We start from the raw sequence: 13,627 nt of genomic DNA on the forward strand, positions 1-13,627 counted from the left end.
CCGCACGCGCTCAGTCGGACCGGACCAGGCCGGCGCGGTCCCGCGCGGCGGCCACCACCGCCTGGCCCAGGCTCACCCCGCCGTCGTTGGGCGGCACCCGGACGTGGGTCAGCACGCGGAACCCGAGCCCGGTCAGGCCGCTGACCACCCGCTCCACCAGCGGCTGGTTCTGGAACACGCCACCGGACAGCGCGACCGCGTGCTGCCCGGTCAGCTCGCGCAGCCGGACGCACACCCGCACGACCGCGTCGGCGACCCCGTTGTGGAAGCGGGCGGCGATCACCGGGCCGGCGACCCCGGCCCGCAGGTCCTCGGCGCACGCCCGCACCAGGTCCACACCGGACACCACGGCCGGCTGCCCGGTGGAGATCGCCGCGTGGTACCGGCCCCGCTCGGCGGGATCGGCGTGGTGTTCCAACGCGATCGCGGCCTGCCCCTCGTAGCTGACCGCGTCGCACCGGCCGAGCAGGGCGGCCACCGCGTCGAACAGCCGCCCGGCGCTGGTGGTGGCCGGCGCGTTGGTGCCGGTTCTGGCCAGCGCGGTCACCTGGTGCCAGCGGGCGGCGTTGCGCCGCAGCACCGCCAGGTCCTCGGGCACGCCACCGGCGGCGTCGCGGTAGGCGGCGTCGAGGTAGGCGGCGGCCATCCGCCACGGCTGCCGGACCGCGGCCGGTCCCCCGGGCATCGGCACCGGGGCCAGGTGGGCGAGCCGCTGGAACCCGGTGAGGTCGGCGAGCAGGAACTCACCACCCCAGATCGTGCCGTCCACGCCGTAGCCGAGGCCGTCGAAGGCCACCCCCAGCACCGGGCCGGTCTCGTGGTTGTCGGCCAGGCAGGCCGCGATGTGCGCGTGGTGGTGCTGCACGCCGACCAGCGCCACCCCCGTCCGGTCGCGGGCGTAGCGGGTGGACAGGTAGTCCGGGTGCAGGTCGTGGGCCAGGACCTCGGGCCGGACGCCGGTCAGCCGGGTCAGGTGCCCAATACCGTCCACAAAGGACCGCCACGTGCGGTACTCGGTCAGATCGCCCAGGTGCGGTGCGAGCACCGCCTGGCGCGCGGTGCCAAGGCAGAACGTGTTCTTCAGCTCCGCCCCGCAGGCCAGCACCGGTCGGGGGAACTCCACCGGCACGGACAGGGGTTCCGGCGCGTAGCCCCGGGCGCGGCGCAGCACCTGCGCGCCGCCGCGCGCCGGCCGCACCACCGAGTCGTCGGCCCGGACGTGGATCGGGCGGTCGTGGGTGAGCACCGCGTCGGCGATCCCGGTCAACCGGTGCAGCGCGTCCTCGTCGCGGTAGACGATCGGCTCGTCGGACACGTTGGCGCTGGTCAGCACGATCGGTCGGGCCAAATCCGCGAGCAGCAGGTGGTGCAGCGGGGTGTAGGGCAGCAGCAGGCCCAGCCAGTGGCTGCCGGGCGCCACCTGCTCGGCCACCCCGGTTCCCCCGGTCCCGTCGGCCGGGCACCGCCTGGGCAGCAGCACGATGGGCCGGCGGTGTCCGGTGAGCAGGCGTCGCGCGGTCGGGTCCACCGCGCACAGCCGCTCGGCCGCGGCCAGGTCCGGCACCATCAGCGCGAAGGGCTTGTCCGCCCGGTGCTTGCGCCGCCGCAGCCGGGCGACCGCGTCCGGCTGGCCGGCGTCCACCGCGAGGTGGTACCCGCCCAGGCCCTTGACCGCCACCACCAGGCCGGCCCTGATGAGTTCCACAGTGGACTCCAGGGCCGGGCCGATCGCCGTGCCGGTGGGGTCGACCAGCCGCAGCCGTGGCCCGCACGCCGGGCAGCACACCGGCTGGGCGTGGAACCGGCGGTCCGCCGGGTCGGCGTACTCGCGGGCGCAGTCGGCGCACATGGCGAAGCCGGCCATGGTGGTCAGCCGGCGGTCGTAGGGGACGCCGCGCACGATGGTGAAGCGCGGCCCGCAGTTCACGCAGTTGACGAACGGGTAGCGGTAGCGGCGGTCGGTCGGGTCGAACAGTTCCCGCAGGCAGTCCGCGCACGTGGCGCTGTCGGCGGACACGGCGGTGCCGGCGCGGGGGTGCGCGCGGCTGGCCACGATGGTGAACCCGCCCCCGCCCACCGGGGCGATCTCCCTGGCCGTCACCTCGTCGACCAGGGCCAGCGGTGGGGCGTCCCGCCGCAGGGCGAGGAGGAAGTCCCGCACGGCCGGCGACTCCCCCTCGACCTCCAGGAACACCCCGGCGGAGTCGTTGCCGACGTGGCCGGCCAGCCCCAGCCTGGTGGCCAGCCCGTGCACGAACGGCCGGAATCCCACCCCCTGCACGGTTCCCGCCACGCGCACGCTCATCCGGACGCACTGCCGCACCCGCTGAGTGTCCACGATGGACCGTGATCGGCGCGACCCGTGACCGGTGGGTCCGCCCGTCTGAGGAGCACGGCCCGCGGATGTGGCCGGAGCGGCGGGGCGGCCGCGTCCTCCGGCGGGCTCAGGCGCCGGTGGTGCGGATGGGGCGCAGCACGTGCGGGCCGGCCACGTGCGCGCCCAGCTCGGCGACCCTGGCGCGCAGCTGCCGGTCCGCGGTGATCACCAGCACCGGCCGGCCCGCTCCCTCGGCGCGCACCAGCTCCACGATGGCGTCGTCACCGGAGCCGAGCGCGGACACCACCCGCACGGTGTCGGTGCCGGGCACCGAGCGCGCGGCGCCCTCCACCACCAGCACGACCTCCACCGGCGGCCGGTTCGCCCAGTCCGGTGCCCGCTGGCCGGTCTCGGACACCGGCAGGCCGCGCTCGGCGACCGCGCGCAGCGCGTCGCGCAGCCGGGTGGTGGCGCCGACCCGGTCCCGCCACCAGCCGTCCGGGACCGCGCCCACGACGTTGGCCGAGTCGACGACGACCAGCGGCACTGACTGACCTGACATGCTCCCGGCTTCCTGTCCGTGGCACCGCGGCACACACCCTCGGGTGCCACGGCCACTGTGTCATGATCGCGCCGGCCGGGAAAATCGACCGGCCCGGCCCGGATGCGCAGCGTCACCCCGGACGCGGCGACCGGTACCGGACTCGCCCATTGGTTGGCGCGCGACGTGGTTGGGGCAGCACTCCTGTTGGGCTGTCCGTCCGAACTTGTGACAAACCAGGACATACTTCTGTTCTCTTCCGACAAAAGCCAGCTACGTTGCGTGGTGCGGCTCCTGCACTCCGGTCCCCCGTCGGAAGAGGACAACGATGTCTCTGCTGCGCCGTCCGCTGTCCGCCCTGGGGCTCGCCCTGGCGGTGGCCCTGTCGAGCACCGTGGCACCGAGCACCCCCGCGGCCACCGCCCAGCCGCGCCAGCCGGAACCACCTCCACCCGCGTCCGTGACCGTCGAGACCGGCAACACCACCTACGACGTGCCCGGCCCGGACATGTTCGAGAAGAAGAAGCTGACCGCCGACGTCGGCGAGCCCATGGACATGGCGGTCACCCCGGACGGCCGGGTGCTGATGACCGACCGCCGCGGCGTGATCAGGGTCTTCGACCCGCGCACCCACAACGTCACCGAGGCCGGTCGCGTCGAGGTGTACACCGGCGAGGAGGACGGCCTCCAGGGCATCGCCATCGACCCCGACTTCGCCAGCAACAACCGGATCTACGTCTACTACGCGCCGGCCGCGCCGGAGCCGAAGAACGTGCTGTCCCGGCTCACGCTCACCGGCAACACCATCGACCCCGCGTCGGAGCAGGTGATCCTGGAAGTCCCCACCCAGCGCGACCTGTGCTGCCACGTCGGTGGTGACATCGACTTCGACTCCAAGGGCAACCTCCTGCTGTCCACGGGGGACAACACCAACTCGTGGGCCTCGGACGGCTACACCCCGATCGACGAGCGCCCCGGCCGCGCCCCCTTCGACGCGCAGAAGTCCAGCGCCAACACCAACGACCTGCGCGGCAAGCTGATCCGGATCACCGTGCGGGACGACGGCTCGTACACCATCCCGGAGGGCAACCTCTTCCCGCCGGGCACGGCGGGCACCCGCCCCGAGATCTACTACATGGGCCTGCGCAACCCGTTCCGGTTCACCGTGGACAAGAAGACCGACTGGGTCTGGATGGGCGTGGTGGGGCCGGACGCCAGCGAGGACAACCCCGACCGGGGGCCACGGCAGTACGAGGAGCTGCTGCTGATCACCAAGCCGGGCAACAGCGGCTGGCCGTACTGCATCGGCGACAACATCCCCTACAACGACTTCGACTTCGCCACCAACACCCCGGGGCCGAAGTTCGACTGCGCCAACCTGGTCAACGACTCGCCGAACAACACCGGCCTGACCAACCTGCCCCCGGCGGATCTGCCGCTGATCTGGTACCCCTACGACTGCTTCGACACCTTCCCGCAGATCGACTGCCCCGGCGGCGGCACGGCCATGGGCGGTCCGGTCTACCGCTACGACCCGGACCTGGTTTCGGACACCAAGTTCCCGCCCGAGTTCGACGGGGCCCAGTTCTTCTACGAGTACTCCCGCGGGTTCGTCAAGGACGTGCGCGTGGACGAGCAGGGCAAGCTGACCTCGATCAGCCCGTTCCTGCCCGAACTGGACTTCGACCAGCCGATGGACCTGGAGTTCGGCCCGGAGGGGTCGCTGTACGTGCTGGAGTACGGCGGCGGGTTCTTCACCCCCGGCCCCAGGGCCGGGCTCTACCGCGTCGATTACACGCGGGGACAGCACTCCCCCACCGCGCACGTCACCGCGAGCGCGACCGCCGGCAGCGCGCCGCTGACCGTCCGGTTCGACGCGTCGGGTTCCAGTGACGCCGACGGCGACGCGCTCAGCTTCGCCTGGGACTTCGACGGCGACGGCACCAACGACGCCAGCGGCGCGCGGGCCGAGCACACCTACACCGCCACCGGGCAGTTCAGCGCCCGCCTGACGGTCACCGACAGCACCGGCAAGATCACGGTCGCCCGGGTGCGGATCACGGTCGGCAACCACGCGCCCTCGGTCACCCTGGACATCCCGGGCGACGGCGGCCTGTTCTCGTTCGGCGACAAGGTCTCCTACCGGGTGTCGGTGACCGACGCGGAGGACGGCGGCATCGGGTCCGGAGTGGACTGCGACGACGTCACCGTGCAGGTCGCACTCGGCCACGACGAGCACGCCCACCCGCAGACCAGCGTGCGCGGCTGCGAGGGCGTGATCCAGACCAGTGTGGACTCCGGGCACGGTGGCGCGGCCAACCTGTTCACCGTGGTGCGCGCCACCTACACCGACCGGGGCGGGCAGGGGGTGCCCTCGGTGGAGGGCAGCCACGAGATCGTCCTGCAACCCCGGCACAAGCAGGCCGAGCACTTCACCCAGGCGCAGGGCGCGCGGGTGGTGGACGACCAGGCAGCCGAGGGCACCCGCGCGGTGTCCGATGTGGATGGTTCGGGCTGGATCGCGTTCGACCCGGTCGACCTGGCCCACGTCGACGCCGTCGGGCTGCGGGTGGCCGCGGCGACCGCCGGCACCGTCGAGTTCCACAGCCAGGCGCCGGACGGCCCGCTGGTGAGCACCGTGCACGTGCCGGCCGGCGCGGCGGGCGAGTACCGCGACGTCGAGCCGGCACCGGTCAGCGACCCGGGCGGCAGCCACCCGCTGTACGCGGTGCTGCACGGTTCGCTGCGGGTGGACGCGGTGCACTTCACCGGGTTGGGCGCGGCCGGGCCGCGCAACGTGCACGCCCTCGCCGACATCCGGCGCGGTCCGGCACCGATGCGAGTGGCCTTCACCGGTTCGGCGGCCGACGCCCCCGAGGGCGCCACGTTCGACTGGGACTTCGGTGACGGCACCAGCGCCACCGGCGCGACCGTGTCCCACAGCTACGCCCAGCCCGGCGAGTACACCGCCACGGTCACGCTGCGCGACGCGCAGGGCCGGTCCCGCGGTTCGGCGGCCACCCAGGTGCGGGCGTTCGCGCCGGTGGCCGGCACGCTCACGGTGCGCCCGGAGTCGGCCGGCCGCAACGTCCGCGAGCAGCACCAGGTCACCGCGACGGTCGCGCCGGCGGCCGCCGGCCAGCAGGTCAGCGTCGAGGTGTACCGGGCCTCGCCGGCCAGCCCGCTGCCGCCCGGTTCCCCCCAGGGCACGCCCTACCTGCGCGCGGAACGCCAGGTGGTGCCCACCGACCAGGCCGGCACCGCCGTGCTGGCCTACACCAGCGCGGTCGCCGCGGACGACATCGTGGTCGCCTGCCTGGCGTTCGGCGACTCGTGCGTGCGTGGCGACGGGCCGCTGGTGGTGGCCGGCCAGGAGTTGGTGAACCTGCGGGCCGACGTGCCGGTGGGCACCGCGACCACGACCTGGCGGCCGGCGCCCGACGCGGACGGCTGGCTCACCCTGTTCGACGGGCGCAGTCTGGCGGGCTGGCAGCACGTGGGCACCGGTTCGTTCACTGTGGACGACGGGCTGCTGCAGCCGTCGGGCAGCGGCCGGGGCGTGCTCTGGTACGACAAGCAGCGGTTCACCGACTACGTGTTCGAGGCCGAGTACGAGTCGTTCAGCGTCAGCGCGAACTCCGGGCTCTACCTCAGGTTCGGCGACCCGGGTGGGAACGTGGACGTGCCCGGTCGGGACGGCTACGAGGTGGCGATCCTGGACCGGGTGGACAACGCGATCAACCGGACCGGGTCGATCAGCGGGGTGAAGGCCGCGGACTTCCTGGCGGCCAAACCGCCCTACGGCGGCTGGAACACCCTGTCGGTCCAGGTGAGCGGCCGGGACTACACGGTCACCCTCAACGGGCAGGTGGTCACCAGGTACACCAGCGACGGCGCCCGGGGCAACGGTGACCGGATCGGCATCGAGAACGCCGGCGACCAGCTGCGCTTCCGCAACGTGCGGATCAGGCCCTCGGCCGACACCACCGCGCCGACCGCGCGCGCCGTGCTCGACCCACCGGAGCCCAACGGCGACCCGGTGAGCGGGTTCCGCGACACCTACCACTCGCCGGTCTCGGTCACGCTCAGCGCGGACGACGGCACCGGCTGGGGCGTGGCCGGGGTGGAGTACCAGGTGGACGGTGGCGAGTGGACCGAGTACCGGCAGCCGGTGCTGGTCAGCGCGGCCGGCCGGCACACCCTGGCCTACCGGGCCACGGACGCGGCCGGCAACACCTCGCCGGTCGCCCAGGTGGCGTTCACCATCAAGCCGGACGCGTGCGTGGGCTCCGACCTGCGGTCGACCGTGGTGCTGGGCGACGTGGACAGCCGCGTGGCCAACGCGCACCGCGCGGACGGGTGCACGGTGGAGGACCTGATCCGCGACGAGCAGGCCTGGCCGAGCCGGGTCGCGTTCGTCCGCCACGTCGACGAGGTGACCGCGCGGCTGGTGCGCGAGCGCGTGCTCAGCGCCCGGGACCGGGGCGCGCTCCTGGTGGCCGCGCTGCGCTCGGGCATCGGCGGCACCGGGTGAGCCGGCCCAGAACCGACCGAGGAAGACGAGGAGGTCCGACCGTGCGGAGAAAGCTCACCGGCGCGCTGCTCACCCTGCTGGCACTGACCGTGCTCGGGCCGGGCACCGCGGCGTCCCAGGTGTCCGAACTATCCGAACTGTCCGAACAGGACGGTTCCGGCCGGCTGCTGCGCCTGTTCGACGGGCGCGGCCTGACCGGCTGGTCCCAGGCCGGCCCCGGCGGGTTCGACGTGGTGGACGGGGTGCTGCGGTCCCGGGACGGCATGGGGCTGCTGTGGTACTCCGCCCGCCAGTTCGCCGACTACGAGCTGCGGCTGCAGTGGCGGGTGTCCGCGCCGACCGACAACTCCGGGGTGTTCCTGCGGTTCCCCGATCCCGGTGACGATCCGTGGGTCGCGGTCAACCAGGGCTACGAGGTCCAGATCAACGACAACCCCGCCGGCGACCCGCAGAAGACGGGCGCGATCTACAACTTCCAGCAGCCGAGGACCCAGGCGTCCCGCCCGGTCGGCGAGTGGAACGACTACCGCGTCCGGGTGATCGGCCAGCGTTACCGCGTGTGGCTCAACGGGGTGCTGGTCAACGACTTCACCAGCACCGACCCGGCCCGGGGCGATCGGGGCCACCTGGGTCTGCAGAACCACGACCCCACCACCAGGGCGGAGTTCCGCCACATCACCGTGCGGGAACTGCACCGGCGGTAGCCGACGCGGGCCGGGCGGGGCCGTCCACGGGCCGGAGTCGCCGGTGGACGGCCCCGCCGGTGGGGCTTTGTCCGGCCGGGCGTGCTCCGCGACGGCGTTCCCCGGCTCACCGCGCGCCAGCGCAACGACGCGGTCGTCATCGGGTAGACGGCCCCGCGGGCGACCCCGGGGCGCTGCTCAGCGCGGGTTGGACCGCACGCGGATGACCGACTCGGCCCAGACCGCGTGCCGCACCTGGGCCGGCTGGCCGTCGATGGTCAGCTTCCTGGCGATCTCCTCCAGTTCGCGGTCCAGCGCGGTGGCCCGCTCCACGTGCTGGCGCAGGTGCTCGTGCCAGGTCGCCACGATGAAGGTCTCCACGAACAGCGTGGGTTCCTCGGTGTCCTGGAACAGTCCCCACAGGGTCGCGCCGGTGCGCCGCCGCGACCGCTCCAGGTGCTGCATGGCGGCCACGAACAGGCTCGCGTTGGCCTCGTCCACCCGCCATTCCACGATGATGAGCACGGGTCCGGCGCCCGAACTCAGCCTGGACCGGCCGGTCGGCTCCGGCCAGTAGTGCACCGTCTTCAAATCGGGGCGGACCTTCGGCAGCGGCAGGGCGCGCACGCTGACCAGCGCGCCCACCAGCATGCCCAGGGCCGGCGCCACGAACGCGGTGCGCAGTCCGGCCGCGTCGGCGAGCACGCCCCACCCCACCGCGCCCAGCGCCTGTCCGCCCATGAAGACCAGCTGGTAGTAGGCCAGGGCCCGGGCACGCGTCCAGGCCGGCAACAGGATCTGGGCCACGGCGTTGAGCGTGGACTGCACGCCGATCCAGGCCAGCCCCACCACCACCAGCGCGGTCACCACCGCCGGCACCGACTCGACCACGCCGATGACGAACATGGCGCCGGCGAAGACCACCATCCCGGCCGTGGACAGGGTGGCGCTGCCCAGCTGGTCGCGCAACCGGGGCACCACGACGATGCCGACCACCGCGCCCGCCCCCACGCTGGCCAGCAGCAGCCCGTACGCGTCGGCCGCCAGGGCCAGCGGCCCGCGCGCCAGTGCCGGCAGCAGTGCCCACAGCCCGCTGGCGAACAGCATGAACAGCATCGACCTGGCGAGCACCGCCGCGAACCGGGGCGCGCTGCGGATGTAGCGCGCCCCGGCCCTGGTGGCGCCGAGCACGTGCTCCGGGCCCAGCGGGTGGTGGTCGGTCGGGCGCCGCCACTGGTAGAGCACGAGCAGCACACCCAGGAACGACAGGGTGTTGAAGGCGAAGGTGACCGCGGGCCCGATCAGCGCGATCAGCGCCCCGCCCAGCGCCGGGCCCACCGCGCGCGCCACGTTGGCGTTGGCGCCGTTGAGCAGCGCCGCCTGGGGGATCTCCGCCCGGCTGACCAGTTCGGGCTGGATCGCCTGGAACGAGGGCACGCACAGCGCGTCACCGATCCCCATCAGCGCGGTCAGGCCGAGCAGCAGCGCCGGGGTGGTCACCCGCTCCGCGGTCAGCACGGCCAGCGCGCCCGAGCCGACGAACATCGCGGTCTGGCCGCACAGCAGCAGCCGGCGCCGGTCGACGATGTCGCCGAGCGCGCCGGCGGGGACGACCAGCAGGAACACCGGCAGCGTCATGGCGGTCTGCACCAGCGCGATCTGCAGGGCGCGGCCACCGAGGTCGCCCATCAGCCACTGGGCGCCGACCGTCTGCACCCAGGTGCCGGTGTTCGCGCCGAACTGCGCGATCCACAGCGCGCGGAACGTGGGCCGGCGCAGCGGCGCCCACGCCGACAGCGCCACCGCGGTCCGCATCAGGAACTGGCCCGCAATCCGAGCTGCACGCCGGTCCGGCCCTCGGCCACGCGCTGCCTGGCCTCCGGCAGCAGCCGGCCGTCCGCGTCGAGCAGGTCGCGCCAGCTGCGCGTGGGCTTCCAGCCGAACACCCTGGCCGCCTTGGCGCAGGAGATGCCGGACGCCTCGGCGTGGTCGACCGGCCGCAGGTCCACCTCGCCGTCGAAGTTGCGGCGCACCAGGTCGTGCAGGTTCCCGCCGGCCGCGTTGTCGGCCGCGGCGCAGTACACCACCTCGTGGCCGGGTGTGTCGGTGGTGGCCGCGAGCGCGACCAGGTCGGCCAGGTCGTACACCAGCACGTAGGACCAGAACGAGGCACTGCGGTCGGTGCCCCCGTCCCGCACGATCGGGCCGACGTTGCGCTCGATGTTGCCCTCCCACTGCACCCAGGTGGGCCGCACGGACACGCCGGTGAGGTCGCCGCGCTGGACCGCGGCGTCCATCAGCAGCTCGCCGAACCACTTGGACAGCGCGTAGGAGTCCTGCGGCCGGACCGGGTGGTCCTCGTCGATGGGCGCGTAGTCGGCGTGGAAGTAGCGCCGGGGGAAGGAGAACCCGGGCACGGTCTCACTGGAGATGTGCACCACGCGGCGCGCGCCGGACCGCTCCGCCGCCTCGATGAGGTGGTAGGTGGCCATCAGGTTGTTCTGGAAGATCACGTGCGGCGGGTTGTGCTTGGGGCTGGGGATGGCCGCGCAGTGCACGACGGCCTCGTGCCCGGGCACCACCGCGGCGGCGTGTCCGGCGTCGGACAGGTCGGCCTGGACGTAGCGCACCTCCCGGGCGCGCTCGCACACGGCGGGTGCGACGTCGACCGCGGTCACCTGGTGTCCGTCCCGCAGCAGCCGGTGCACGGTGGCGGCGCCGACCTTGCCACGCGCTCCTGTCACGAGAATCCGCATGGCGGCGGTGTACCCGGCCCGGTGCGCGCTACCCGCGGGCGCGGGCGGGCGGGTGCGGAGCCGGGGCCAGGGGGTAACCCGGCATCGCGTGGATTGACCGGGACGTGTCGGGTTACCCCACCCCCGTCGTGCCGACCCTGGAGAGTGGAGGTGAGTGTGGTGCGCAACGCCAGGGCGCTGGGCTCCCGCGCCGAGCCGCGCGAACCCGGCAACGAGGCCGATCTGCTGGGCCAGTACCTGCGGCAGATCTCGGCGACGCCGCTGCTGAGCGCCGCCGAGGAGGTCGACCTGTCCCGGTGGATCGAGGCCGGGGTGTACGCGGCGGAGCTGCTGCGGCGGGCCGACGCGGGTGAGCGCGAGCTGTCCGGGGACGAGCGCCGCGAGCTGCGCGCGGTGGTCGCCGAGGGGGACCGCGCCAAGGACCACATGGTGCGCGCCAACCTGCGGCTGGTGGTGGCCGCGGCCAAGAAGTACGCCCATCGCGGGCTGCCGCTGCTCGACGTGATCCAGGAGGGCAACCTGGGCCTGATCCGCGCGGTGGAGAAGTTCGACTACGCCAGGGGCTACAAGTTCTCCACGTATGCCACCTGGTGGATCCGGCAGGCGGTGGAGCGCGGCCTGGCCGAGCAGACCCGCACCATCCGGCTGCCCGTGTACCTGGTGGAGGACCTGCGCAAGCTGGGGCGCGTCGAGCGGGAGCTGCACGGCCGGCTCGGCCGCGAACCCGGCGTCGCGGAGCTGGCCGAGGCAGCCGAGTTCGACGTGGACAAGGTGCTGCGGCTGCGGCAGGCGGCCAAGGAGGCGATCAGCCTGGACACCCCGGTGGGCGCGGAGGGCGAGGCCCGGGTGGCGGACCTGATCGAGGACACCGAGGTGCTGTCCGCGCCCGACGTGGTGGAGTTCCACGAGCTGGCGCGGGAGCTGCGCGGCCTGATCGACTCGCTGCCGCCGCGCGAGGCGATGATCATCAGCCTGCGCTACGGCCTGCACGACGGCCACCAGCACACGCTGCAGGCGGTCGGCGAGCGGCTCGGCCTGACCAAGGAGCGCGTGCGCCAGCTGGAGAAGCAGGCGCTGGCGCAGCTGCGCCACCCCGAGCGGCACGAGCCGCTGCTGGCCTGGGCCGGCTGAGACGCCTCACCTCGGTGGTGCCGCGTCCGGGTGGTGGCCGAACGGCACCAGGGCCCGGGCCGCCGTGCGCACCACCGAGGCGGTGACTGCGGCCAGCGGCGGCGAGTCGAGCTTCCAGTGCTGCCAGTGCAGGGGCACGTCCACGGGGCGGTCGGGGGCCAGGTCGACCAGCGCGCCGGCGGCCAGCAGCGCCTCGACCTGCGTGGTGGGCAGCATGCCCCAGCCCAGTCCGTTGACCACCGCCTGGCAGAACACCGCTGACTCGGGCACCACGTGGCGCACCCCGCCGGTGGCACGCCGCCCGGTCAGCTCGCGCAGGAACCGGTCCTGCAGGTCGTCCTTGTGGTCGAAGACCACCACCGGGGCGGTGGCCAGCACCTGGTGCAGTGGGCCGTGCGCCAGCCAGCGGGCCGCGAAGTCCGGGCTGGCCATGGCGTGGTAGCGCATCCGACCCAGCGGCCGGGCGGTGCAGCCCTGCACCGGGCGCGCGGACGAGGTGACCGCGGCCATCACCAGTCCCTGGCGCAGCAGCTCCGCGGTGTGGTCCTGGTCCTCCCGGCGCAGCTCGAAGCGGATCGGCAGCTCGTCGGGGTCCAGCCGCAGCGCGTCCAGGAACCAGGTGGCCAGCGAGTCGGCGTTGACCGCGATGGACACCGTGCTCGGCTGGCCGGCCTCGACCATGCCCAGGTCGGCCAGCACGTCCCCGGTGAGCAGCGCCAGCTGGCGCGCGTACCTGGCCACGACCTCGCCCGACTCGGTCAGCCGCACGGGTTTGGACCGGATCAGCAGCACCCGCCCGATCCGCTGCTCCAGCAGCTTGATCCGCTGGCTGACCGCGGACGGCGTCAGGTGCAGCGCACGCGCGGCCGCGTCAAAGGTGCCCTGGTCGACGGCGGCCACCAGGGTGCGGACCAGCTCGGTGGGCAGTTCGGGCATCACCGCGTCATCACGAACGCTAATGATACTGAAGAATCTTTAGCTGGCCTGGCGGGAAAACCCGACCTAGCGTCGCCGTTGTGCAGGTGTTGACTCCCGTGCTCGCCGGTCTGGGGACCGGCCTGTCCCTCATCGTCGCGATCGGCGCGCAGAACGCGTTCGTGCTGCGCCAGGGCATCCGCCGCGAACACGTGCTGCCGGTGGTGGCGATCTGCGCGGTGTCCGACGCCGTGCTGATCGCGCTGGGCGTGGGCGGGGTGGGTGGCGTCATCCAGCTGTGGCCGGGTGCGCTGAGCCTGGTCGGCTGGGCGGGTGGGCTGTTCCTGATCTGCTACGGCCTGCTCGCCGCGCGCCGCGCCCTGCGGTCCACCGCCCAACTGGACCCCGAGGGGTCCTCGGCCGCTGGTTCGCTGCGCGTGGCCGTGCTCACCTGCCTGGCGTTCACCTGGCTGAACCCGCACGTCTACCTGGACACGGTGCTGCTGCTGGGCACGGTCGCCACCGGTTGGGGCGCGGCCCGCTGGTGGTTCGCGGCCGGCGCGGTCACCGCGAGCGCGCTGTGGTTCGGCGGGCTCGGCTTTGGCGCGCGCCTGCTGCGTGGTTTCTTCACCCGACCGTCGTCGTGGCGGCTGCTGGACGGGCTGATCGCCGCGACCATGACCGCGCTCGGCGCGGTGCTGCTGACCGGCGCCACCGGCTGACCGGACCGGCTGACCGGACCGGCTGTCC

The 13,627-nt window shown here is 73.5% G+C and carries 9 protein-coding genes; 4 read left to right on the top strand and 5 right to left on the bottom strand.

The window, feature by feature from the left end; all coding sequences use genetic code 11:
- Positions 1 to 10: 10 nt before the first annotated feature.
- Both hypF and LX83_RS01760 read right to left on the bottom strand, forming a co-directional pair.
- Entirely contained in the window at positions 11 to 2,305 is a 2,295-nt protein-coding gene (hypF, locus tag LX83_RS01755; protein ID WP_253766963.1) for a carbamoyltransferase HypF, read from the bottom strand.
- Positions 2,306 to 2,444: 139 nt separating this feature from the next.
- Positions 2,445 to 2,879: an NTP pyrophosphohydrolase gene (locus LX83_RS01760; protein ID WP_253766205.1), complete on the bottom strand. Its 435-nt coding sequence runs from the start codon at positions 2,877 to 2,879 to the stop codon at positions 2,445 to 2,447.
- Positions 2,880 to 3,186: 307 nt separating this feature from the next.
- On the opposite strand from LX83_RS01760, the gene LX83_RS01765 reads away from it, so the two are divergent.
- Both LX83_RS01765 and LX83_RS01770 read left to right on the top strand, forming a co-directional pair.
- Positions 3,187 to 7,392 carry a PKD domain-containing protein gene (locus tag LX83_RS01765; RefSeq protein WP_253766207.1) on the top strand — a complete coding sequence of 1,402 codons (4,206 nt, stop codon included), beginning with the start codon at positions 3,187 to 3,189 and terminating at the stop codon, positions 7,390 to 7,392.
- Positions 7,393 to 7,433: 41 nt separating this feature from the next.
- Positions 7,434 to 8,096 carry a 3-keto-disaccharide hydrolase gene (locus LX83_RS01770; RefSeq protein ID WP_253766209.1) on the top strand — a complete coding sequence of 221 codons (663 nt, stop codon included), beginning with the start codon at positions 7,434 to 7,436 and terminating at the stop codon, positions 8,094 to 8,096.
- Between the two features lie 177 nt (positions 8,097 to 8,273).
- Here LX83_RS01770 and LX83_RS01775 read toward each other — a convergent pair whose 3' ends face one another.
- Both LX83_RS01775 and LX83_RS01780 read right to left on the bottom strand, forming a co-directional pair.
- Complete coding sequence (locus LX83_RS01775) at positions 8,274 to 9,890, bottom strand: MFS transporter (RefSeq protein ID WP_253766211.1); 1,617 nt, start codon at positions 9,888 to 9,890, stop codon at positions 8,274 to 8,276.
- The gene (locus LX83_RS01780; RefSeq protein WP_253766213.1) at positions 9,890 to 10,831 is read right to left on the bottom strand and encodes an NAD-dependent epimerase/dehydratase family protein; all 942 of its coding nucleotides are present in this window, start codon (positions 10,829 to 10,831) and stop codon (positions 9,890 to 9,892) included. The genes LX83_RS01775 and LX83_RS01780 overlap by 1 nt, the downstream gene beginning before the upstream one ends.
- Before the next feature lie 150 nt (positions 10,832 to 10,981).
- Between LX83_RS01780 and LX83_RS01785 the strand changes: the two genes are divergently transcribed.
- Positions 10,982 to 11,962, top strand: coding sequence for a sigma-70 family RNA polymerase sigma factor (locus LX83_RS01785; protein WP_253766215.1), 981 nt, complete (start codon positions 10,982 to 10,984; stop codon positions 11,960 to 11,962).
- Positions 11,963 to 11,968: 6 nt separating this feature from the next.
- On the opposite strand, the gene LX83_RS01790 is transcribed toward LX83_RS01785, so the two are convergent.
- Complete coding sequence (locus LX83_RS01790) at positions 11,969 to 12,898, bottom strand: LysR family transcriptional regulator ArgP (RefSeq protein ID WP_253766217.1); 930 nt, start codon at positions 12,896 to 12,898, stop codon at positions 11,969 to 11,971.
- An 86-nt stretch (positions 12,899 to 12,984) separates the two neighbouring features.
- On the opposite strand from LX83_RS01790, the gene LX83_RS01795 reads away from it, so the two are divergent.
- Positions 12,985 to 13,599, top strand: a complete 615-nt coding sequence (locus LX83_RS01795; protein WP_253766965.1) for a LysE/ArgO family amino acid transporter — start codon at positions 12,985 to 12,987, stop codon at positions 13,597 to 13,599.
- The last annotated feature ends 28 nt before the right edge of the window (positions 13,600 to 13,627 follow it).

It is taken from the genome of Goodfellowiella coeruleoviolacea, assembly GCF_024171785.1.
In the GTDB taxonomy this organism is placed as follows: Bacteria; Actinomycetota; Actinomycetes; order Mycobacteriales; family Pseudonocardiaceae; genus Goodfellowiella; species Goodfellowiella coeruleoviolacea.